General features: G+C 69.2%; 13 protein-coding genes. All 13 read left to right on the top strand.

The window, feature by feature from the left end:
• Positions 1-41 precede the first annotated feature (41 nt).
• On the top strand, positions 42-5,219 hold the full coding sequence (locus ACKTT0_RS22115; protein ID WP_407851909.1) for an alpha-2-macroglobulin family protein: 5,178 nt from the start codon (positions 42-44) through the stop codon (positions 5,217-5,219).
• On the top strand, positions 5,219-7,384 hold the full coding sequence (gene pbpC, locus ACKTT0_RS22110) for a penicillin-binding protein 1C (RefSeq protein ID WP_407851908.1): 2,166 nt from the start codon (positions 5,219-5,221) through the stop codon (positions 7,382-7,384). Before ACKTT0_RS22115 ends, pbpC begins: the two co-directional genes overlap by 1 nt.
• Before the next feature lie 38 nt (positions 7,385-7,422).
• Complete coding sequence (clpA, locus tag ACKTT0_RS22105) at positions 7,423-9,750, top strand: ATP-dependent Clp protease ATP-binding subunit ClpA (RefSeq protein WP_407851907.1); 2,328 nt, start codon at positions 7,423-7,425, stop codon at positions 9,748-9,750.
• Between the two features lie 2 nt (positions 9,751-9,752).
• Entirely contained in the window at positions 9,753-11,069 is a 1,317-nt protein-coding gene (locus ACKTT0_RS22100) for a paraquat-inducible protein A (protein WP_407851906.1), read from the top strand.
• 11 nt (positions 11,070-11,080) lie between these two features.
• Positions 11,081-12,730 (top strand): PqiB family protein, encoded by a 1,650-nt coding sequence (locus tag ACKTT0_RS22095; protein ID WP_407851905.1) that lies wholly within the window; start codon positions 11,081-11,083, stop codon positions 12,728-12,730.
• Between the two features lie 3 nt (positions 12,731-12,733).
• Complete coding sequence (locus ACKTT0_RS22090; protein WP_407851904.1) at positions 12,734-13,381, top strand: PqiC family protein; 648 nt, start codon at positions 12,734-12,736, stop codon at positions 13,379-13,381.
• A gap of 222 nt (positions 13,382-13,603) precedes the next feature.
• Complete coding sequence (locus ACKTT0_RS22085; protein WP_407852480.1) at positions 13,604-14,362, top strand: ABC transporter permease; 759 nt, start codon at positions 13,604-13,606, stop codon at positions 14,360-14,362.
• Between the two features lie 3 nt (positions 14,363-14,365).
• Positions 14,366-15,415, top strand: a complete 1,050-nt coding sequence (locus tag ACKTT0_RS22080) for an ABC transporter ATP-binding protein (protein ID WP_407851903.1) — start codon at positions 14,366-14,368, stop codon at positions 15,413-15,415.
• A gap of 11 nt (positions 15,416-15,426) precedes the next feature.
• Positions 15,427-16,308: an ABC transporter permease gene (locus ACKTT0_RS22075; protein ID WP_407851902.1), complete on the top strand. Its 882-nt coding sequence runs from the start codon at positions 15,427-15,429 to the stop codon at positions 16,306-16,308.
• A gap of 24 nt (positions 16,309-16,332) precedes the next feature.
• Positions 16,333-17,580, top strand: a complete 1,248-nt coding sequence (locus tag ACKTT0_RS22070; protein ID WP_407851901.1) for a metal-dependent hydrolase family protein — start codon at positions 16,333-16,335, stop codon at positions 17,578-17,580.
• A gap of 7 nt (positions 17,581-17,587) precedes the next feature.
• Positions 17,588-21,406 carry a trifunctional transcriptional regulator/proline dehydrogenase/L-glutamate gamma-semialdehyde dehydrogenase gene (gene putA / locus ACKTT0_RS22065; protein WP_407851900.1) on the top strand — a complete coding sequence of 1,273 codons (3,819 nt, stop codon included), beginning with the start codon at positions 17,588-17,590 and terminating at the stop codon, positions 21,404-21,406.
• Between the two features lie 28 nt (positions 21,407-21,434).
• Positions 21,435-23,051, top strand: a complete 1,617-nt coding sequence (locus ACKTT0_RS22060) for an amidohydrolase family protein (RefSeq protein WP_407851899.1) — start codon at positions 21,435-21,437, stop codon at positions 23,049-23,051.
• Entirely contained in the window at positions 23,041-24,063 is a 1,023-nt protein-coding gene (locus tag ACKTT0_RS22055) for a CobW family GTP-binding protein (RefSeq protein ID WP_407851898.1), read from the top strand. The genes ACKTT0_RS22060 and ACKTT0_RS22055 overlap by 11 nt, the downstream gene beginning before the upstream one ends.
• The last annotated feature ends 104 nt before the right edge of the window (positions 24,064-24,167 follow it).

Raw genomic sequence — 24,167 nt, 5'->3', positions numbered from 1 at the left:
CGGGCGCGGAGCGCCCATAACCGGCTGTACAGGGGCAAGCCATGAGTGACAGGGGTGGGGCGGTCGGAATAGCGGCGGTGGCGCTCGCTATCGCGGTAGGCCTGGGCTGGTGGGCGGGGCGCGGCGGTGTGCCGGGTTCGGCGCCGCCGGCTCCCGAGCCGGCGGCCGTGCCCGCGGCGCGCACGGCGGAGCCGCTGCCCGCCGCCACCGTGGGGCAGCCTGATCCCTTTGCTGCCGTCGATTGCCAGGCGCGGCAATACAACGACAGCCTGGCGCTTGCCGTTACATTCAGCCAACCGGTGGACCGCAAGGCCGGGCTGGACGCTTATCTCAATGTGCTCGATACCGGCGCGGCCGCGGCCCCGCAGGATGACGCGCCGGCCCCGGCCGCCGCCAATGCGCCGGTGGCGCGCCAGGCGGGCGATGCGACGCCGCGGGGCAAGCCGGTCGAGGGCGGCTGGGTCGTCGGCGACAACCCGCGCATGGCTTACTTCCCGTATGTACAGCCGCAGCGCAACTACGCGGTGCAGTTGCGCGCCGCGCTGCCGGCGCAGGGCGGGGCGACACTGGGCGCGGACATGCAGTGCGCGGTGCAGACCGACGCCATGCCGCCTTCCTTTTATTTCGCCAGCCGGGGCGTGGTGCTGCCGGCGGGCCAGAATGGCGGGCTGCCGGTCGCCACGGTCAACCTGCCGGAGGTCGACGTGCAGTTCCTGCGCGTGGCGCCCGAACGCATGCCGGAGTTCTTCGACGATGTGCTCGGCTACGGCCGCAGCGCTGGCGACGAGGACGGCGACGAGGCCGACGACGAGGACGATGCCTGGCGCTACGCCGACAACCGCAGCCTGAAGGGCTCGGTCAGCAACTGGGACCTGGACCGCCTGCACGAGTTGACCACCAGCGTCTATCAGGGCCGCTTCCTGACCGACGACAAGCCCAACCGGCGCCATGTGACGTTCCTGCCGGTCGAAACCATCGCCGAGCTGCAACAGCCCGGCATCTATGTGGCGGTGATGAGCGAGCCCGGGCGGTTCCGCTACGAGTACCAGGTGACGTACTTCTACGTCAGCGACATCGGCCTGCATACGCGCCGCTATCCCGACCGCATCGAGGCCTACGCGGTATCGCTGACCCGCGGCGAGCCCATTGGCGATGCGGATATCGAACTGGTCGACGGCAACGGCAAGGCGCTGGCGCGCGCGCGGGTCGACGCCTCCGGCCATGCGCGCTTCGAGGGGGCGCATGCCGAGGCGCGCCTGGTGCGCGCGGTACGCGGACGCGAGCTGACAGTCCTGGCGCTGGGCGAGCCGGCGCTCGACCTGTCCGAATATGACATCGGCGGCCATCCCGCGCGCAACACCAATCTGTTCGTGTATGCCGGCCGCGACCTGTACCGGCCGGGAGAAACCTTCCGGGTGTCGGTGCTGCCGCGCGACCCGGATGGCCGCCTGCTGCCGCCCGCGCCGCTGACCGCCACCCTGAAGCGGCCCGATGGCCGCGTGGTGCGCAGCGAGCTGTGGCATCCGGCGGCGCAGGTGGCCGGCTATGTGCAACACGCTGTCGACCTGCCGGTGGACGCACAGACCGGCAAATGGCTGCTCGAGCTGCGGGTCGATCCGGCCGCCCGCGCGCCCGATGCCGCGTGGTGGTTCCAGGTCGAGGAATTCCTGCCCGAGCGGATGAAGCTGCGGCTCGACTCCGGCCAGGCGGTGCTGGCGCCGGATGAAACCTGGCAAGTGGCGGCGCAGGGCGACTACCTGTACGGCGCGCCGGCCGCCGGCAACCGCCTGCTGGCGAGTTTCCAGGTCAAGCGCGAACGCCATGCCTTGCCGCAGCAATGGCCCGGCTTCATTTTCGGCGACGTGGCCGACGATACCCTGCGGCATTACGAAGAACTCCCGGAGGCCGCGCTCGACGAGGAGGGCCGCGCCACCCTGCAGGTCGACCCGCAGGCCGCCGGCACGGCGCACTCGCCGCTGCGCGTGCGGCTGTCGGCCAGCCTGCTGGAATCCGGCGGACGGCCGGTGGTGCGCTCGCTGGAGCGCTCCGTCTGGCCGGCCGACCGACTCATTGCGGTGCGCCCCCTGTTCGAAGACGACGTGGCGCGGGAAGGCGCGCCCGCCGGCTTCGAAGCCGTGCGGGTCGACGCCGCCGGCAAGGTGGCGCCGCTGGAACAGGCGCAACTGCGCCTGTATCGCGAGCACCGGAACTATTACTGGCGCTATGACGACCAGCGTGGCTGGAACAGCGGCTATACCGAGACCGAGGAACTGGTCGAATCACGCCAGATCGCGCTGCTGGACCGCACGCCGCTGGCCTTGCCGGTGGGATGGGGGCGCTACCGCCTGGAGCTCGCCGATCCGCAGACCGGCCAGGTATTGCGCTACCGCTTTTACGCCGGCTGGGGCGCGCAGGACGCCGAGGCGGTGGGCAATCGCCCCGATCGCGTGCAGATGAAACTGGAAGGCGTGCCGGCCCGGCCCGGCGATACCGTCAAGCTGACCGTCACGCCGCCGCACGACGGGCAGGCGCTTGTCACGGTCGAGGCGGACCGCATGCTGTGGTCGCGCTGGGTGCCGGTCCAGGCCGCGGGCACGCCGGTCGAGATCGCGCTGGACCCGGAATGGAAGCGCCACGACCTGTACGTGTCGGCGACGGTGTTCCGTCCGGGCAGCGCCGGCGACCGCATTACGCCGGCCCGCGCGCTCGGGCTGGCGTTCCTGCCCATTGCCAGTGACGAACGCCGGCTCGGCGTCGCCATCGCGGCACCCGCCAAGGTCGAGCCGGAAGCGCGCTCGACCGTGCGGGTGAAGGTGGATGGCGCGCAGGGCAAGCGCGCGACCGTGACGCTATCGGCGGTCGACGTGGGCATTCTCAACATCAACCAGTACGCAACGCCCGATCCGCTCGATTACTTTTTTGGCAAGCATCGCTATGCCGCCGAGCTGCGCGACATGTACGGCAAGTTGATCGAGAAAATGGACGGCACCCGCGGGCGGCTGAAATGGGGCGGCGACGCGGCGCTGCGCGGCGACAGCCGCAGCCTGCCGAAGAAGGTCAAGCTGGTGGACCTGTTCTCCGGTCCGGTCGCGCTGGATGAGCGGGGCGAGGCCGAGATCCCGCTGGACCTGCCTGATTTCAACGGCACGCTGCGGCTGATGGCGGTCGCGTTCACCGGCGAGCAATACGGCAGCGCCGAGGCCGAGATGGTCGTGGCCGCGCCCATCGTGGCGGAACTCAGCATGCCGCGCTTCGTGACCCCGGGCGACCAGGCCGCCGTGGCGCTCGATGTCACGAACCTGAGCGGCGCCACCCAGCAGGTCAAGGTCGACTTGCGCGCGCTCGACCCTCTTGCGATCGCCGACGGCGCCCGCACGCTCACGCTCAAGCACCGGCAGCGCGCCACCCTCCGCTTCACCGCCACCACCACCGGTTCCTACGGGCTGGGGCAATTGCGGCTGCAGGTCGACGGCGCGGGCGGGCCCAAGCCGGTGCACATCGTGCGCGAGGCGGTCCTGCAAGTGCAACCCGCTCACGCCGCCGAAAGCCGGGTGCGGCGCCTGCGGCTGGCGCCGGGCGAGAATTTCGCGCCGGGCGCGGACGCGCTGGCGGGCTACTACCCCGATTCGGTCTCGGCCAGCCTCAGCCTGTCGAGCCGTCCGCCCATCAACGTCGCGCGGCTGGTGGAGCGCCTGCTCGGCTATCCGTACGGCTGCACCGAGCAGACGATCAGCGCGGCGCTGCCCTGGGTGCTGGTGAGCGACGCAGACGGCAAGCGCTTCGGCCTGCCGCCGCATAGCCACGAGGAGCGGGTCGGCAAAGTGGCCGGCGCGCTGTCCCGCCTGGCCGGCATGCGCAATGCCGCGGGCGCCTATTCGCTGTGGGGCGACGCGTCGGCGCGCGACGTCTGGCTCACCGCGTATGCGGTCGGTTTCATGCAGGACGCGCGCGACCACGACTTCAGCGTGCCGGAAGCGGCGCTGGCGCGTCCGCGCCAATGGCTGCTGGAGCAACTGCAGCAGAGCGCCGGCAGCTTCGGCACCTGGCCCGACCGGCTGCGCCACGGCCTGCAGAATGGGCGCATCGCCAGCGACGATATCGACACGCTGCGCAACGATCATCGTCGTTTTGCGGGTTACGCCGCCGCCGCCCTGGCGCTGGCGCGCGACCGCCAGGCGCCGCTGTCGACCGTGCGGCAATTGTTCGACCGCTACCAGGAACGCGCGCTGTCGCCGTTGCCGCTGATCCAGCTTGCCGCGGCGTTCCAGCTCATGGGCGATGCGGGGCGCATGGAGCAGGCCGCCGGCCTGGCGGCGCAGCGGGCCTATGGCTTCCGCCGGCACGATGGGCGGGCAGGCTACGGCGACGACTGGCTGGGCGATTACGGCAGCGCCGTGCGCGACTACGCGCTGAGCTACGCCCTGGCCGCGCAGTACGGGTTGCTGGACGGCGGCAGGGAAGCCTTGCTGGCGCAGCTGGACGGCCGGCTGCAGGGGCGTTCCTACTTGTCCACGCAAGAGCAGATGGCGCTGGTGCTGGCCGCGCGCGCGGCCGGCGGCGATGCCGAGGCGCCCTGGTCGGCCGAGCTTGCCACGGCGGCCGGCGCCCAGGCCCTGCGCGGCGACGCCGATCGCGCGGTGGCGCTGCGCGGCGCGGACCTGGCGGCCTTGCGGCTGACCAATACCGGCACTCAGCCCCTGTTCGCCGAATTCGACCTGCAGGGCACGCGGCGCGAGCCGCCGGCGCCGCGCAGCGACGTGATCCGCCTGCAGCGCAGCTGGTATACGCCTGACGGCAAGCCCTGGGACGGCGGCGTGTTGCATACGGGCGACCTGCTCGTGGTGAAGCTGCGCGCTTCGGCCAACCAGCTCCTGCCGGATGCCCTGGTGGTCGACCGCGTGCCGGCCGGCTTCGAAGTCGAGAACCTGAACCTGTCGCAGAGCCCCGACATGCGGGACTGGGAGATCGGCGGCACGCGCGTGGCCGACGCGCTGGCCAATTCCGCCATCAAGCATCGGGAGTTCCGCGACGACCGCTACGTGGCGGCGGTCGAGCTCAATCGCGGCGCGGTCGATATCTTCTATATGGCGCGCGTGGTCACGCCCGGGCGCTACGCGGTGCCGTCCACCGTGGCCGAGGACATGTACCGCCCCGAATTGCGCGGCGTGGGCGAGCAATGGAGCCCGATCGAGATCCGCGATCGCGGCGCGCGGCCCTGATGCCTGCCGCGCGCGGGCGGCGCTGGCTGGCCAGGCTGGCGGGCGGCTTGCTGGCCGTCGCCGTGGCGCTGCTGGCGTTCGACAGGCTGTATCCGCTGCCGCCCACGGCCGGGGGCGGGGCCGCGGTGGTGGTGGCCGCCGACGGCACGCCGCTGCGCACCTATCCCAGCCGCGACGGGGTATGGCGTTATCCGGTCACGCCGGACGAGGTCTCGCCGCGCTACCTGGAAGCCTTGCTGGGCTATGAAGACCGCTGGTTCTATTGGCACCCCGGGTTCAATCCCGTATCGCTGGCGCGCGCTGGCTGGCAATGGCTGGCGCATGGCCGCATCGTTTCCGGCGGTTCGACGTTGACCATGCAGGTCGCCCGGCTGGTCGATCCGGGCCTGGCCGCGCTGCCGTCGCGTTCGCCGATCGCGAAGCTGCGGCAGATCGCGCGGGCGGTGCAGCTCGAATGGCATTTCAGCAAAGACGAGATCCTGGGGCTCTACCTGGCGCACGCGCCGATGGGCGGTATCGTCGAGGGCGTGGAAATGGGCGCGCGCCTGTGGCTGGGCAAGTCGGCCCGCGACCTCAGCCGCGCCGAGGCCGCCTTGCTCACGGCGCTGCCGCAGGCGCCGTCGCGCCTGCGGCCAGACCGCCATCCGCAGGCCGCCCAGGCCGCCCGCGATAAAGTGCTGGACCGCATGGCAGCGCGCGGCTGGAGCGCGGCGGCGATCGCCGACGCCAAGCTGGAAACAGTCGTGGCGCCGCCGCTGCGCGCGCGCTGGCTGGCACCCCTGGCCGCCCAGCGGCTGGTGTCCGGCCGGGACCGCGGCGGCAAGCGGCCGGCAGTGGTGGCCTCGACCCTGGACGCCGATATCCAGGCTACCGTCGAACGCATGCTGCTCGACCGGGTGGACGCGTTGCCGCCCAAAGTCTCGATGGCGGCCCTGGCCATGGATAACGACACGCTGGAAATCAAGGCCTACGCCGGCTCGGCCGATTTTTCCGACGCCAGCCGCTACGCGCACGTGGATATGGTGCGGGGCGTGCGTTCGCCGGGGTCCACGCTCAAGCCGTTCCTGTATGCGCAAGCCCTCGACGACGGATTGATCCATTCGGAGAGCCTGTTGCTGGACGCGCCGCTGTCGTTCGGCGGCTACGCGCCAGGCAATTTCCAGGCGGCATTCACGGGGCCGGTCAGCGTGGCCCAGGCGCTGCAGCGGTCGTTGAATGTGCCGGCGGTCGACCTGCTCGACCGCGTCGGGCCGGCGCGCTTCGCCGCCGCCATGCTGGCCGGCGGAGTGCGATTGCGCCTGCCGGATGGCGCCGCGCCCAACCTGAGCTTGATTTTGGGCGGGGCCGGCACCACCTTGGAAGAACTGGTGGGCGCATATCGCGCCCTGGCGCGCGACGGCCTGGCGGGCCGGCCGCGCCTGGCGCCGGGACAGCCCCGGGTCGAGTCCCGTATGATGAGCGCAGGCGCGGCCTGGATCGTGCGCGATATCCTCGAAGGGGGCGGGCATCCCGACCGGCCGCTCTGGCACGATGGTGCGCCCGGCCGCCGGCTGGCCTGGAAAACCGGCACCAGTTTCGGCTTTCGCGACGCCTGGGCGCTGGGCGTGACCGACCGCTGGACCATCGGGGTGTGGGTCGGACGGCCGGATGGCACGCCGAATCCGGGTTTTTTCGGGGCCAACGTGGCGGCGCCGCTGCTGCGCGACATTGCGGCGGCCCTGCCGGCGGGGGCGCCGCAGGCGCGCCGGCGGCCGGCCAGCGTACAGCCCGTGGTCGCGTGCTGGCCGCAGGGCTGGCGCCAGCGCAGCATGGCGGCGCAGCCGTGTTCGCAGCCCCGCTCGGCGTGGGCGCTGGACCAGACGGTGCCGCCCACCTTCGCCGGCTATGTCGACGCGGCGCGCGGGCCGTTGCGGTTGCAGGGCATCGCCGATGGTTCGGTGCTGCGCCCGGTGCCGGGCCGGCAGGAAGTAGTACTGGATGTAAGCGTGCAGGGTGCGCGTGGAGAAGTATGGTGGATGCTGGACGGCCGCGTGCGACAGCGCGGCGGGCCGTCCGCGCCGCTGCAATTGGCCTTGGTGCACAATGGACGGTACACATTGACCGCCATGGATGCGCAAGGCCGATACGACCGTGTGGTTTTTGAAATCTCTGGCGTTACGCCCTGATCGGCTTAGAATATGAATCGTGTATTTCGACCGCTTCGATGCGTTACGGAGGAAGCGTGATTTCCCAAGAGCTTGAAGTCAGCCTGCACATGGCTTTTGTCGAGGCCCGCTCGGCCCGGCATGAATTCATTACCGTCGAGCACCTGCTTTTGTCGCTGCTCGACAACGCGTCGGCCGTGGAAGTCCTGCGCGCCTGCGCCGCCAATCTGGATGACTTGCGCCGTAACCTGCGTCAGTTCGTGTCCGAGAACACGCCGGTCATACCCACGGGCGCCGAAGTCGACACCCAGCCCACGCTGGGCTTCCAGCGCGTGATCCAGCGCGCCATCATGCACGTGTCGGCCGGCGGCACCGGCAAGAAGCCGGTCACCGGCGCCAACGTGCTGGTGGCCATTTTCGGCGAGAAGGACTCCCACGCCGTGTACTACCTGCAACAACAGGGCGTCACGCGGCTGGACGTCGTCAATTTCCTGTCACACGGCATCACCAAGCAGCCGCAGGAAGAATCCGCCGCCGCGCCCAAGGAGCAGCCCGGCATGGAGGAATCCGCCGAGGCGCGCCAATCGCCGCTCGACCAGTACGCCAACGACCTCAACGCGGCCGCGCTGGCTGGCCGCATCGATCCGCTGATCGGCCGCGAGCACGAGGTCGAGCGCGTCATCCAGGTCCTGTGCCGGCGCCGCAAGAACAATCCGCTGCTGGTCGGCGAGGCCGGCGTCGGCAAGACCGCCATCGCCGAGGGCCTGGCCTGGCGCATCACCCGCGGCGAAGTGCCCGAGATCCTCCAGGCCGCGCACGTATACGCGCTCGACATGGGCGCGCTGCTGGCCGGCACCAAGTACCGGGGCGATTTCGAACAGCGCCTCAAGGGCGTGCTCAAGCAGATCCGCGGCAATCCCGATGCCATCCTGTTCATCGACGAGATCCACACCCTGATCGGCGCGGGCTCGGCCTCGGGCGGCACGCTCGACGCGTCCAACCTGCTCAAGCCGGCGCTGTCCTCCGGCCAGCTCAAGTGCATCGGCGCCACCACCTACACCGAATTCCGCGGCGTCTTCGAGAAAGACCACGCGTTGTCGCGGCGCTTCCAGAAAATCGATGTCTCCGAGCCCAGCGTCGAACAGACCGTGCAGATTCTGCGCGGCCTGAAGAGCCGCTTCGAAGAGCATCACAACGTGCGCTATTCGGCTGCCGCCCTGAGCGCCGCGGCCGAACTCTCGGCGCGCTACATCAACGACCGGCACCTGCCCGACAAGGCCATCGACGTCATCGACGAAGCCGGGGCGGCGCAACGCCTGCTGCCGCGCTCGCGCCAGAAGAAAGTCATCGGCAAGATCGACATCGAGAACATCGTCTCGAAAATCGCGCGCATCCCGCCGCAGTCGGTCTCCAACGACGACCGCAGCAAGCTGGCCACGCTCGACCGCGACCTCAAGACCGTCGTGTTCGGCCAGGACACCGCCATCGAGGCCCTGTCGGCCGCCATCAAGATGGCCCGCTCGGGCCTGGGCAAGCCCGATCGCCCGATCGGCTCGTTCCTGTTCTCGGGCCCGACCGGCGTGGGCAAGACCGAAGTGGCGCGCCAGCTGGCGTTCACCATGGGCGTCGAGCTGCTGCGCTTCGACATGTCCGAATACATGGAACGCCACGCGGTGTCGCGCCTGATCGGCGCGCCGCCCGGCTACGTGGGCTTCGACCAGGGCGGGCTGCTGACCGAGGCCATCACCAAGCAGCCGCACTGCGTGCTGCTGCTCGATGAAATCGAGAAAGCGCACCCGGACGTGTTCAACATCCTGCTGCAGGTCATGGACCACGGCACGCTGACCGACAACAACGGGCGCAAGGCCGACTTCCGCAACGTCATCATCATCATGACGACCAACGCGGGCGCCGAAACGCTCAACCGGCCGGCCATCGGTTTTTCCAACAGCCGCGTCGTGGGCGACGAGATGGCCGAGATCCGCCGCATGTTCACGCCCGAGTTCCGCAACCGGCTCGACGCGATCATCCCGTTCGCGCCGCTGTCGCGCGAGATCATCCTGCGCGTGGTGGACAAGTTCCTGATGCAGCTCGAAGACCAACTGCACGAGCGCCGCGTCGAGGCCGTCTTCACCGACGCCCTGCGCGAACATCTCGCCAAGGAAGGCTTCGACCCGCTGATGGGCGCGCGTCCCATGCAGCGCCTCATCCAGGACACCATCCGCCGGGCGCTGGCCGACGAACTACTGTTCGGCAAGCTGGCCGACGGCGGGACGGTCACGGTCGATCTCGACGAGGCGGGCAAGGTCAGTCTCACGTTCGACGGCGCCGGCAAGCCGTCCGGTTCCGGCGCACCCGACAAACAGGAAGTCGAACTGGTCGATTGATCTTGAGCCCTCAGCCCCTGATTTCGTGCGAGCACTGCGCCAGTGTTTTCCGCCGGCACGAATTGCAGCCTGGGGAGACGGCTTCCTGCGCTCGCTGCGGCACCATCCTGTGGCGCTATAGCAGCCTGAACCTGTCGGCGTGGCTGGCGCTCGCGCTGGCCGCGCTGATCGTCTTCATCGCGGCCAACGCGTATCCCGTCATCAGCATGTCCGTGCAGGGCATGACCAGCCGCGCCTCGCTGCTCGACGCCGTCGGCATGACCTGGCAACAGGGCTATGCGGCGGCCGCCATCATGACCGGGATGGCAGGGTTTGCGCTGCCGCTGCTGCAATTGTGCGTGCTGCTGTGGGTGCTGGCGCCGCTGGCGCACGGACGGGAGCCCCGCGGGCTGCGGTCGGCGATGCGCCTGCTGGGCCTGTTGCGGCCCTGGTGCATGGTGCCGGTATTCCTGCTGGGCGTCGTGGTGTCGGTCGTGAAGCTGGCGGGCATGGCGGCCGTGAAGCCCGACATCGGCCTGTACGCCTTTGGCGCGCTCACGGTGCTGCTCACCATGCTGGATCGCCTTTCGCCCCATGCCATATGGCGCTACGCCGAAGAAAACGGCGTGGTGCCGGCACACGTGCCGCGGCGCCGGCCTGGCCAGGTCCTCGCCGGCTGCCACGTGTGCGGCCAGGTGCAGGCGCTGCCGGCGCACGCAGAGGAGGGCGCCGCGCACCATTGCGTGCGTTGCCACGCCATCGTCCACCACCGCAAGCCGAACGCGCTGGGCCGCACCTGGGCCCTGCTGCTGGCCGCCGCGGTGCTGTATGTGCCCGCCAACGTACTGCCCATCATGTACATCCGGTCGGTATTCTTCGGCGACAGCGGCCATACCATCCTGGGCGGGGTGGTCGATCTCTGGCGCACCGGCTCGTGGGACATCGCCCTGATCGTCTTCGTGGCCAGCATCGTGGTGCCGTTGACCAAGATACTCGCGCTCGGCGCCCTGGCGATCGCCCTGCAGCGGCGCAGCCGTTTCAGTTTGCGCCAGCGTACCCGCATGTACGAAATGATCGAATTCATCGGCCAATGGTCCATGCTGGACGTCTTCGTGGTGATATTGTTGTCGGCGCTGGCGCATTTCGGCGCGCTGATGGAAATTTCCGCCGGACCGGCGGCGGGCGCCTTCGGCATGGTGGTCATCCTCACCATGCTGGCGGCCATGAGCTTCGACCCGCGGCAGGCCTGGGACCTCGAATCACGGCATGACGCGGCGGCGCCCGGCCCGGGCCTCGCCGATGCCGCGTCCCGGCCGCACGCCGCTCCACAAGAAAACTAAGGACCACCCGCATGGCCGAGCAGACTCCGCCGCCCGACCAGGGCATCGACGCTCCGGAAGTGAACCGCAAGAAGCAACGCCGCATTTCCTGGATCTGGCTGGTGCCGGTGGTGGCCGCGCTGGCCGGCCTGTCGCTGGTGGTGCGCACCTGGGTCCAGGCCGGGCCTGAAGTGACGATTTCCTTCAAGACCGCCGAGGGCCTGGAAGTCGGCAAGACGCAAGTCCGCTACAAGGATGTCGTGGTGGGCACGGTCGAGAACATCCATTTCAACGAGGATCGTTCCAAGGTGCTGGTGCGAGCCCGGCTGGCCAAGGAGGCCGCCGGGCTAGCTGCCGACGACACCAATTTCTGGGTGGTGCGCCCGCGCCTGGGCCTGAGCGGCGTGTCAGGCCTGGGCACATTGTTGTCGGGCGCCTATATCGGCGTGGACGCGCCCGACGGGGCGGGCGCCACGACCACGGCCACCAAGTTCGAGTTCGAGGGGCTGGAAACACCGCCGCCCGTCACGCACGACCGCGACGGCAAGCGCTTCACCCTCAAGGCACACGACCTGGGGTCGCTGGACATCGGTTCGCCGGTGTATTTCCGCCGCATCACGGTGGGGCGGGTCATCGGCTACGAGCTCGACCAGAGCGGCGAGGCAGTCAATGTCGACGTCTTCATCGATGCGCCCAACGACAAGTTCGTCACGGAAGGCGCGCGCTTCTGGAATGCCAGCGGCATCGACCTGTCGGTCGACGGCAGCGGGTTGAAGCTGCATACCCAGTCGCTGGTGTCGCTGGCCCTGGGCGGCGTGGCGTTCGCGCCGGTCAACCTGAACGACAACGACCCGGCGGCCGCCCGCAGCGAATTCCAGCTCTACGCGAGCGAGGCCGAAGCCAAGGCCAACCCGGACGGCGAGCCGTTCCCGATCCGCATGCGCTTCGACCAGTCGGTGCGCGGCCTTGCGGTGGGCGCCACGATCGACTTCCAGGGCATCGCCCTGGGCGAAGTCTCGCGCATCTCGATCGATTTCGACAACGACAAGAAGCGCTTCTATGCGATGGTCGACGCGGTGCTCTATCCCGAACGGCTGGGGCCGGTCTACGACCGCGTGCGGGCGCGTTCCGAAGAGGCGGGCGATCCGGCCGGCGGGCGCCTGCTGGGGGCGATGATCAAATACGGCCTGCGCGCCCAGCTGCGCACCTCCAACCTGCTGACGGGCCAGCTCTACATCGTGCTCGAGCACTTCCCGAAAGCCAAGCCAGTCGAATTCCACATGTCGGATCCGGTCATGATCCCGACCATTCCGGGCAACCTCGAACAGCTGCAGCAGCAGATCACCAACATCGTCGACAAGATCGACAAGATTCCCTTCGACCAGATCGGACGCGACCTGCGCACCACGCTGTCCAGCACCTCGCGCCTGATGGCCAGCCTGGACAAGACGGTGGCGCCCGAGGCGCGGGAAACGCTGCGCGCGGCGCGCAAGTCGCTGGACAACATCAACGCGCTGCTGGCCAACGACGCCGCCTTGCCGGTCAACGCCGAGAGCGCCATGCAGGAGCTGGGCCGGGCGGCGCGCTCGCTGCGCGCGCTGGCCGACTACCTGCAGGCCAACCCCGAAGCGTTGATCCGCGGCCGCGCGGACGATCCAGTCATCGGCACTACCAGGAACTGATCCATGTCCACACGACGCCTCCCGCTTCTCCTGTCTTCACTGGCGCTCGGCGCGGCGCTGGCGGGCTGCGGCGGCTCGCCACCGGCCCGGTACCACACGCTGCAGGCGCCGCTCGACGCGGCGGCCGGCACCCGGCATGCCAATTACCTGATCGAGGTGGCGCCCGTGTCGGTTCCCATGCAGGCGGACCAGCCGCAGATCATGCTGCGCAACGACGCCGGATCGCTGACGCCCCTGTATTCCGACCGCTGGAGCGCGCCGCTGGCCGACGAGATCGGCGCCGCCTTGTCCGATACGCTGACGCGCAGCCTGGGTACCCTGGACGTGCGCACCATCAAGCCGGCCGAGGGTGCGCCGGTCTGGCGCGTGCAGGCGGACGTCCAGCGGTTCGACATGATCGAAGGCGGACCGGCCCGCATCGACGCCACCTGGCGCGTGCGGCCCTTGCATTTGGCGGGCGCCAGCACCCTGGCGTGCCGCAGCATCGTGACGGTCCCGGTGGGCGCCGGCGTAGGCGTGTCATCGCTGGTACAGGCCCAGCAGCGCGCCATCGCCTTGCTGGGGGCCACCATGGCCAGCGCCATCCAGGCGGGCGGCCGCGAGGCAAGTCCGCCGGGCGCAGAGGTGCAACTGGCGGGTTGTACCAAATGACAGGGTAAACCCGTAAAGGTTAACCACAATTCAAAGCGGGTTGCATCTTCCTTAGTATTTCGGGTGCCCGGGCGCGGGCCCGCCGGCAGGCACGACCGATACGAGGAAACCAACTTGGCTAGCCACTCCATTGGCCCGGGCGTTGCGGGCATCCGCCAGTCGCCGGTGCGGGCGCGCCGCTGGCCGCTGGCGCGCTGGCTGCACCGGCTGTTCGTGGCGCTGATGTACGGCTTCATGCTGTGCCCGCTGTTCTTCGTGGTGTGGCTGAGCTTCTTCGAGGATGCCATCCTCTATTTCCCGCCCTCGGGCTATACCCTGTCGTGGTATGTGAAGGCCTGGGAAAACCAGGCCTTCGCCGACGGCTTCATCTTCAGCCTGCAGGTGGCCCTGCTGGCTGCGTGCTGCGGCGTGGCCATGGGCGTGCTCGCGGCGCTGGGCATCATCCGCTACCGCTATGCCGGCCGGCAATGGGTCAACACCTTGCTGCTGTCGCCGCTGCTGATCCCCGGCATCGTGGCCGGCATCGCGATCTACCTGTTCTACTTGCGTGCCGAGAACCTGCTGGACACCGATATCGTCGGCACCTACGGCGGGCTGGTGATCGCGCACGTGTGCCTGACCATTCCCTGGACGGTGCGGCTGGTCTCGGCCAGCATGCAGGGGCTGGACCCGTCCATCGAGGAGGCCGCGCGCAACCTGGGCGCCAACGGCCGGCAGGCGTTCCTGCGCGTCACCCTGCCGATGCTGCGGCCCGCCATCGTGGCCGCGGCGCTGTTCAGCTTCATCGTGTCGTTCGAGAACCTGGAGCTGTCGCTGTCGCTGGTGGGGCCGGGCAGCACCACGCTGCCCATCGCGATCATGCAGTACCTGGAGTTCACCCTGGACCCGACCATTGCCGCGGTGTCGTCGGTGCAGATCCTGTTGTTGGGGGTGATCATGCTGGTGACCGACCGCTACGTCAAACTCAGTCAGGTGGTATAGAAAATGGCCAAGGTCGTGCTGGAAAACCTGAAGAAGCAGTTCGGGGCGTCGGTGGCGGTGGCGGATTTCTCGCTGGAGATCGCCGACGGCGAGCTGGTCGCGTTCCTGGGCCCCAGCGGATGCGGCAAGACCACGACGCTGCGCATGATCGCGGGCTTCATCATGCCAACCGCCGGTACTGTCCGCATCGGCGACACCGATGTGACGGCGCTGCCGGTGCATCGGCGCGGCACCGGCATGGTGTTCCAGCGCTATGCGCTGTTCCCGCACATGACGGTGGCCGAGAATGTGTCGTTCGGGCTGGAGATGCACAAGGTCCCGGCGGCCGAACGCGACGGCCGCATCCGCCGCGTGCTGGACATGGTGCGCATGACCGAGCTGCGCGACCGTTATCCGCGCCAATTGTCGGGCGGGCAACAGCAGCGCGTGGCCATTGCCCGCGCGCTGGCCATCGAACCCAAGGTGTTCCTGCTCGACGAGCCGCTGTCAAACCTGGACGCCAAGCTGCGCCTGGAGGTGCGCGAGGAAATCCGCGCCCTGCAGCAGCGCCTGGGGCTGACCACGATTTTCGTCACCCACGACCAGGAGGAAGCGCTGGCAATGGCCGACCGCATGGCCATCATGCACGACGGCAAGGTGCAGCAACTGGGCGCGCCTGAAGAGCTGTATGCCAAGCCGGCCAACCTGTTCGTGGCGGACTTCCTGGGCAAGATGAATTTTTTCCGCGGCGGGCCGGCGGGCGGCGGCCGCTTCCGCACCGAGCAGGGCGACGAGATCCTGGCCGAAGGCGTGGGCGAGGGCGCGCGGCATCTTGGTGTGCGGCCGGAGCGCGTGTGCCTGGCTCGCGACGCGGCGGCCGCCAATGCGCTGGCCGGCACCATCGAATCCACCGTCTACCTGGGCTCCATGCTGGAGGTGCGGGTGCGGCTCGACAGCGGCGAGGCCATCAGCAGCCGCGTGGTCAACGGCGCCGCGCGCGATGTGCCGCTGGAGCAGGGCGCGCGCGTCCATGCTTGCTTCGCGCCGGCCGATTGCGTGCTGTTCTCGCAATGACGGACGCCGCCATGAATCCGGTTCCCCGTGACGGGCGGCGTGGCGGGCTGTTCGGCGCGACGCTGGCGTTCCCGGCGTCGCTGGTCGTGCTGCTGATCATCATGGTGCCGATCCTGCAACTGTTCCGCTACAGCTTCAATCATTTCGATCCGGTCGAAATGATGCAGACCGGGCTGTCGCTGGAGAACTACGCCAGGTTCCTGTCCGACCCCTACTATCGCGACGTGCTCTTCACCACCCTGTGGGTGGCGGGCCTGTGCACCCTGCTGGCGCTGGTGCTGGGCTTCCCGGTGGCTTATTTCCTGGCCAGGACGCAGAGCCGCTACAAGAGCCTGTTCATCATCTTGCTGGTGTTTCCCCTGATGGTCGGCAACGTGGTGCGCGCGGCCGGCTGGATGGTCGCGCTCGGCAACGCCGGCGTGATCAACGCGGTGCTGGTGGGCCTGGGCTGGGTCGACCAGCCGGTGCAGCTCATGTACACGCCCACGGCGGTGGTGATCGGCATGACCGCCGTGGTGATGCCGTACATGATCCTGACCCTGCAGAGCGTGCTGGAGGGCATGGACTTCTCGGTCGAAGAGGCGGCCCAGAACCTTGGCGCCGATTTCTTCACCACCTTCCGCCGCATCGTGCTGCCGATCGCCGCGCCCGGCGTAGCGGCGGGCACGCTGCTGGTGTTCATCCTCTGCATGAATGCCTATGCCACCCCGGTGCTGCTGGGAGGCACCGGGCTGACCATGATGGCGCCGGCCCTCTACGACCAGATCGCGCGCGCCTCGAACTGGCCGTTCGGCGCGGCGCTGGCCCTGGTGCTGGTCTGCGTCACGCTGATCATGGCGCTGTTGTCGAACTGGATGATCCATCGCCGCTATGTCAAGACGATGGGCGCGTGACACTCTCTTCATGGAGGTATGCCAATGACCGCGGTCTTGTTCAAGAATGCCACGCTGCTCGATCCCGCCAACCCCGAGCTGCAGGAAGGCTTTCACGTGCTGGTGGAGGACGGCCGGGTCAAGGAGGTCTCCGACCGGCCACTGCAGGCCTCGTCGGCGCAGGTCATCGACGTGGCGGGCAAGACCCTGATGCCGGGCCTGATCGACTTGCATGCGCATGTCATGGCGACCCAGCTCAACCTCAGTACGCAGGGGGTGTTGCCGGACGCGCTGGTCATGATGCGGGCGGTGCCCATCATGGCCGGCATGCTGCGGCGCGGCTTCACCACCGTGCGCGATGCCGGCGGGGCGGGCTGGGGCCTGAAGTGCGCGGTGGAAGAGGGCGTGGTGGCGGGACCGCGCCTGTTCATTTCCGGCCATGCGCTCAGCCAGACCGGCGGGCACGGCGATCCGCGCCCGCGCTCGGATCATTTGTCTTCGATGGAGCCGTGCGGCTGCTGTTTCCGCGCCGGCTACATCGGCCGGGTGGCCGACGGCATCGAGGATGTGCGCAAGGCGGTGCGCCAGGAATTGCAGATGGGCGCCGACCAGATCAAGATGATGGCATCGGGCGGGGTGGCCTCGCCCACTGACCCGATTGCCTCGTTCGGCTATTCCGAGGACGAGATCCGCGTCATCGTCGAGGAGGCGGCCGGCCGCCAGACTTACGTGATGGCGCACTCGTATACGGCCGAGGCCATCGAGCGCGCCGTCCGGCTGGGGGTGCGCACTATCGAGCACGGCAACCTGGTCGACGAGCGGGTGGCGGCCTTCATGGCGCAGAAGGGCGCCTATGTGGTGCCCACGCTGGTGACCTACGAGGCGCTGGCCAACGAGGGCGCCGAATACGGGCTGCCGCCGGACAGCGTGGCCAAGATCGCCACCGTGCGCAATGCCGGCCTGCATTCGCTGGAAATCTACAAGCATGCCGGCGTCAAGATGGGTTTTGGCTCCGACCTGCTGGGGCCGTCGCAGCGGCTGCAGAGCGACGAGTTCCGCATCCGCACGCAGGTACTGTCGCCCTATGAGGTGATCCAGGGCGCCACCACCATCGCGGCCGAGGTGCTGCGCATGGAGGACCGGCTGGGCCGGCTGGTGCCGGGCGCGCACGCCGATGTGCTGGTGGTCGACGGCAACCCGTACCAGGACGTCGCCTGCCTGCTGGGCCAGGGGGAACGCATCCCGCTGGTCATGAAGGACGGCAAGATTTTTCACAATGAACTGAGGACTTGAATTCATCATGGCCAGTACGACACTGGGCGTCAAGGTGGACGACACCTTGCGCGATCGCCTGAAGGCCGCCGCGCGGCAACTGAACTGCACGCCGCACTGGCTGCACAAACAGGCGCTCCTGGCTTATCTCGACAGAATCGAGCGCGGCCAGCTGCCAGCGGAAATCTCGCACTTGTCGCAGGAGGAAGCGGACGACGACGACGCCGAGTCCAGCCCGCCGAACCCGACGCCGCCGTTCTTCGAGTTCGGGCAGGACGTGCAGCCCCAGTCGGTGCTGCGCGCGGCGATCACCGCCGCCTACCGGCGCCCGGAGCCCGAATGCGTGCCTTTGCTGCTGGGGCAGGCGCGCATGCCCAGTCCGGAGAAAATCCACGCCATGGCCGCGCGCCTGGTGCAGACGCTGCGCGAGAAGCGCGGCGGCGGCGGGGTGGAGGGACTGATCCAGGAGTTCTCGCTTTCCAGCCAGGAAGGCGTGGCGCTGATGTGCCTGGCCGAAGCCTTGCTGCGCATCCCGGACCGCGCGACGCGCGATGCGCTGATCCGCGACAAGATCGCGCGCGGCGACTGGCGTTCGCACATGGGCGGCTCGCAGTCGCTGTTCGTCAACGCCGCCACCTGGGGGCTGATGCTGACCGGCAAACTGGTCGCGGTCAATAGCGAGCAGTCGTTGTCCCGGGCGCTGACCCGCCTGATCGGCAAGGGCGGCGAGCCGCTGGTGCGCAAGGGCGTCAACCTGGCCATGCGCATGATGGGCGAACAATTCGTGTCGGGCCAGTCCATTTCCGAGGCGCTGGCCAACAACCGCAAGCTGGAGGCCCGCGGCTTTCGCTATTCCTACGACATGCTGGGCGAGGCGGCCACGACGAGCGAGGACGCCGAGCGCTACTACGCGTCGTACGAGCAGGCCATCCACGCCATCGGCAAGGCGGCCGCGGGACGCGGCATCTATGAAGGGCCGGGCATTTCCATCAAGCTGTCGGCGCTGCATCCCACGTATGCGCGGGCGCAGCGCGAGCGCGTCATGGAAGAGCTGCTGCCGCGCGTCAAGGCCCTGGCGGTGCTGGCGCGCAGCTACGATGTCGGCCTGAATATCGACGCCGAGGAAGCCGACCGGCTGGAGATCTCGCTGGACTTGCTCGAATCGCTGTGCTTCGAGCCCGGGCTGGAGGGCTGGAACGGCATCGGCTTCGTCGTGCAGGCCTACCAGAAGCGCGCGCCGTTCGTGATCGACTATGTCATCGACCTGGCGCGCCGCAGCCGCCACCGCGTGATGGTGCGCCTGGTCAAGGGCGCCTACTGGGACAGCGAAATCAAGCAGGCCCAGCTCGACGGCCTGGAGGGCTATCCCGTCTATACGCGCAAGGTCTATACCGACGTCGCGTACCTGGCGTGCGCGCGCAAGCTGCTGGCCGCGCCGGAGGCTGTCTATCCGCAATTCGCCACCCACAATGCATATACCCTGGCGGCGGTGTATCACTTGGCCGGCCAGAATTATTACCCCGGCCAGTACGAATTCCAATGCCTGCACGGCATGGGCGAGCCCCTGTACGAGGAGGTGGTGGGGCCGCTCGCGCAAGGCAAGCTGAACCGGCCGTGCCGCATCTACGCGCCGGTCGGCACCCACGAGACGCTGCTGGCGTACCTGGTGCGGCGCCTGCTCGAGAATGGTGCCAACACGTCGTTCGTGAACCTGATCGGCGACGAGGATATTCCGGTCGACGAGCTGGTGGCCGACCCGGTCGAAGTGGCCTTGCGGATCACGCCGCTGGGCGCGCCGCACGAGAAGATCCCGCTGCCGCGCGAGCTGTATGGCCCGCCTGGCAGCGGCGCGCGCCTCAATTCGGCCGGCCTGGATCTCACCAACGAACACCGGCTGGGCTCGCTGGCTGCGGCGCTGCTGGCCAGCGCCGCCACGCCATGGCAGGCGGCGCCCATGCTGGGCGAAGGCGACGGCGCCTGGGACCCCGCGCGGGCGCTCGAGGTGCGCAATCCCGCCGATCACCGCGACGTGGTCGGCCATGTCATCGAGACGCAGCCGCACGAGGTGGAGCTGGCGCTGCGCGCGGCGGCGAACACCGCGCCGATCTGGCATTCCACGCCGGTCGCCGAGCGCGCGCAATGCCTGCGCCGCGCCGCCCAGATGCTGGAAGAGCGGATGCAGACGCTGCTCGGCCTGATCGTGCGCGAAGCCGGCAAGTCGCTGCCCAATGCCATAGCGGAAGTGCGCGAGGCCGTCGACTTCCTGCGCTATTACGCTGACCAGGCCGAGCGCGAGTTCGGCAACGACACCCATCGTCCGCTCGGCACCGTACTGTGCATCAGCCCGTGGAATTTCCCCATGGCGATCTTCACCGGCCAGGTGGCGGCCGCGCTGGTCGCCGGCAACACCGTGATCGCCAAGCCGGCCGAGCAGACCAGCCTGATCGCCGCGCAGGCGGTGCAGGTGCTGCGCGCGGCCGGCGTGCCCGACGGCGCGGTGCAGCTGCTGCCGGGACGCGGCGAGACGGTGGGCGCGCAACTGGTGGGCAGCGCGGAGATCGACGGGGTGATGTTCACCGGCTCCACCGATGTGGCGCGCCTGATCGCGCGCACCCTGGCCGGCCGCCTGGACGACCGTGGCCACACCATCCCCCTGATCGCCGAGACCGGCGGGCAGAACGCGATGATCGTCGATTCCTCGGCCCTGGCCGAGCAGGTCGTGTTCGATGTGCTCAACTCCGCCTACGACTCCGCCGGCCAGCGCTGCTCGGCCCTGCGGGTGCTGTGCTTGCAGGAGGACAGCGCCGATCACGTGCTGCACATGCTGCGCGGGGCGATGCGCGAGCTCGGCGTCGGCAACCCGGACCGGCTTTCCACCGATGTGGGCCCGGTCATCGACGCCGGGGCGCGCGACGGCATTCTGCGGCATATCGAGGCCATGCGCGCCGCGGGCCATCGCGTCGACCAGGTCGAGCTCGGGCCGCAGTGCCGCCACGGCACGTTCGTGCCGCCCACGCTGATCGAGATCGACCGCATGGAGGAGCTGACGCGCGAAGTGTTCGGGCCGGTGCTGCACGTGCTGCGCTATCGCCGCGAGGACCTGGACCAGGTGCTGGACCAGGTCAACGCCACCGGCTACGGGCTCACCTTCGGCGTGCACAGCCGCATCGACGAGACCATCGGCCACGTCACCGAGCGCGTCCATGCGGGCAATATGTACGTCAACCGCAACATCGTCGGCGCGGTGGTAGGCGTGCAGCCCTTCGGTGGCGAGGGCCTCTCGGGCACTGGCCCCAAGGCGGGCGGGCCCCTGTACCTGTACCGGTTGCTGGCCACGCGCCCGGCCGGCCTGCCGCCCGGGGTCGATGGCGCCGGCCCCTTGCCGCGCACTTTCACCTTGCCCGGCCCGACCGGCGAGCAGAACAGCTATCGGCTGCAGCCGCGCGGCACGGTGCTGTGCGTGGCGGCCACCGAGGCGGGCGCGCGGGCGCAATGGGCCGCCGTGCAAGCCACCGGCAATGCGGCGTTGTTCCTCGACACGCCGGCCGCCCGTGCCTGGCAGGCGGGCGTGGGCGACGCGGCGGCGGGGGCGAGCTTGCTGGCCGACGGCGCGGTCGACGAGGCCGTGTTCCATGCGGTCCTGTTCGAAGGCGATGGCGATGCGTTGCGCGCATGGAATCAGCGCATCGCCGCCCGTGGCGGCCCGATCCTGGCGGTGCAGGGGCTGACCCCGGACGCCCTGGCGGCCGGCGCCGCCTATGCGCTCGAGCAACTGGTGACGGAGCGCTCGATCAGCGTGAACACGGCCGCGGCCGGCGGCAATGCCAGCCTGATGTCGATCGGCTGATTCCCCACTTCACTCCAAGGACTTCGCCATGGCGCTCGACAACCCCTTTGCCCACAGTGAACCCGGCGAAGAATCGCGCGATGTCAACGCGGCCAAGGGCTGGCACCCGCCCGCGGCCGCCACGCGGCGCGACCGCGGCGCGGGGCCGTTCAAGCGGCTGGTCTTGCGCGGCGCCACCGTGATCGACGGCACCGGCGCGCCGCCCTGGGGGCCGGTCGACATCGTGGTCGAGGACGGGCGCATCGCCGCGCTGGCAGCGGTGGGCACGCCCGGCAAGCCGATCAACCCGGACCGCCGCCCGCCGGCGGGCGAACACGAGATCGATTGCCACGGCAAGTTCATCACGCCCGGGCTGATCGACTCGCATGCGCACATCGGCACGCCTTACCATGCGATGAGCGGCGAGGTGCCGCCGGCCGACTACATCTACAAGCTGTGGCTGGCCCACGGGGTGACCACGGTGCGCGAGATGGGCGCCATGAACGGCCTGGGCTGGGTGTTGCAGCAACGTGCGCTGGCCGAGCGCAACGAGATCGCCGCGCCGCGCATCGTTTCGCACGTGGTGTTCCCGGCCGTCAACGACCGCGTCAAGACCATCCACACGCCGGACCAGGCGCGCGAGTGGGTGCGCAACATCCATGCGCGCGGCGCCGACGGCATCAAGTTCTTCGGCGCGGCGCCGGCCTTGATGCAGGCGGCGCTGGACGAAGCGGCCAAGCATGGCCTGCGCTCGGGCTGCCATCACGCGCAGATGGCGGTGACGCGCGTCAACGCGCTGAAATCGGCCCGCTGGGGTCTGACCAGTTCCGAGCACTATTACGGCCTGCCCGAGGCGTTGTTCGAGAACCGCGTGGTGCAGGATTTCCCGACCGACTACAACTACGGCGATGAATACTACCGCTTCGCGCTCGCGGGGCAGACCTTCATGCAGGCCGCCCAGCCCGGCAGCGCCAAGTGGCGCGAGGTCATGGAGCAGTTCCTGGAGCTGGGACACACCTTCGTGCCCACCTTCAACATCTACGACGCGAACCGCGACCTGATGCGGGCGCGGCGCGCCGACTGGCACGACGAATACACCTGGAACGCGGTCTGGAAGTATTTCCAGCCGCAGCGCGGCGGCCACGGCGCCTACTGGTATCGCTGGAGCACCACCAACGAGATCGAGTGGAAGCAGAATTACCGGTTGTGGATGCAGTTCATCAACGAATACAAGAACCTGGGCGGCCGGGTCTGCGCCGGCAGCGATTCAGGCTTCATCTTCCAGATCTACGGTTTCGGGCTGGTGCGCGAACTGGAATTGCTGCAGGAAGCCGGCTTCCATCCGCTGGAGGTGCTGCGCGCCGCCACCTCGCTGGGCGCCGAGCTCATGGGCCTGGACGAGGACACTGGTTCGGTGGACGTAGGCAAGCGCGCCGACCTGCTGGTGCACGACCAGAACCCGCTGCAGGATTTCAAGCTGCTGTACGGCACTGGCGCCATGCGCCTGAACGACGCCAATGGCCAGGTCGAATGGCGGCGCTCGCTGCAGTACACCATCAAGTCGGGCATCGTCTACGACACCGGGCAGCTGTTGGCCGATGTGCGCGCCATGGTGCGCGACAGCTGGGCCGGCGATGAATCGCGGCGTCCGCCCCATGTCCGTTGACCTGATCATCCTGTCTGGCTTCCTGGGCAGCGGCAAGACCACGCTGCTGGTGGATTATTTGCGGCAGGACCAGGCCGGCGAGACCGGGGTCATTGTGAACGAGGCCGGCGAGATCGGCATTGACGGCGCGATCGTGGCCGACGCCGGCAGCCAGGCGCCCATGCTGATGCTGTCCAACGGCTGCGTGTGCTGCTCGCTGCGCAGCGGGTTGGTGGACACTGTGACCGCGCTGCTGGACGCGCCGCGCCCGCCGGGGCGCGGGCCGCTGCGGCGCATCGTGCTGGAGACCAGCGGCCTGTCCCGCCCCGGCCCCATCATCGCGTCGCTGGCCGATCCGGTCCTGGCGGCGTTCCAGCCGCGGCTGGCGGTGGTCTCGACGTACGACTGCCTGGCCGGCGCCCATGAGCGCCATTTCGACGAGGCGGCCGCGCAATTGGCGGCAGCTCATCGCATCGTGCTGACCAAGACCGACCTGGTCGAGCCGCAGGCGCTGCAGGCGCAGCAGCGGCGCGCCGCCGCGTTCAACCCGCTGGCCGAGGTGGTCGGCGGCGCCGGGCGCGCCGGCATGCTGCGCCAGGTATTCGAGGGCGTCGCCGGCGAGCCGGCCGCCGGCCTGGCGGCGCAGGCGCTGGCGGCCTCGGCCGGCGCGGCGCAGCGCCACCCGCGCATCAGCGTGCTGGCCGGGCAGGCGCGCGCGCCGGTGGCCTGGGACGACGTCGCGCAGTGGCTGGACGACTTGGCCGGCTATTGCGGCGAACGCCTGCTGCGGGTGAAGGCGCTGTTGCGCGTGACCGATTGTGCCGAGCCGATCCTGGTGCAGGGGGTGGGCACGACCTATGGTGTGCCGCGCCGCATGGCGCGGCTGGCCGACGTCCAGGAAGCCGTGGTCGTGATCGCACGCGACATCGATCCCACCGAGCTGGCGGCCGCGTTCGGCCCAGACGCGCCGGTGGCGCTGGCGCCGGCCGGCGCCACGCCGCCCGCGCTTGCGGGTTTCCGCCAATATTCCTGAGGTATCGCCGAATCGAGAATGCCCCGATGCAACCCACGCAGCCAGGATGTTGCCCGGACGAGCCAGGCGGCATGGCGCCATGCGGCGCGCCGTCAGCATTGAAC

The sequence above is a fragment of the Bordetella saccharivorans genome, from assembly GCF_045862855.1.
Lineage (GTDB): Bacteria > Pseudomonadota > Gammaproteobacteria > Burkholderiales > Burkholderiaceae_B > Bordetella_A > Bordetella_A petrii_F.
The sequence above is the reverse complement of the archived record's forward strand: the minus strand, read 5'-3'. Positions and strand labels throughout refer to the sequence as shown.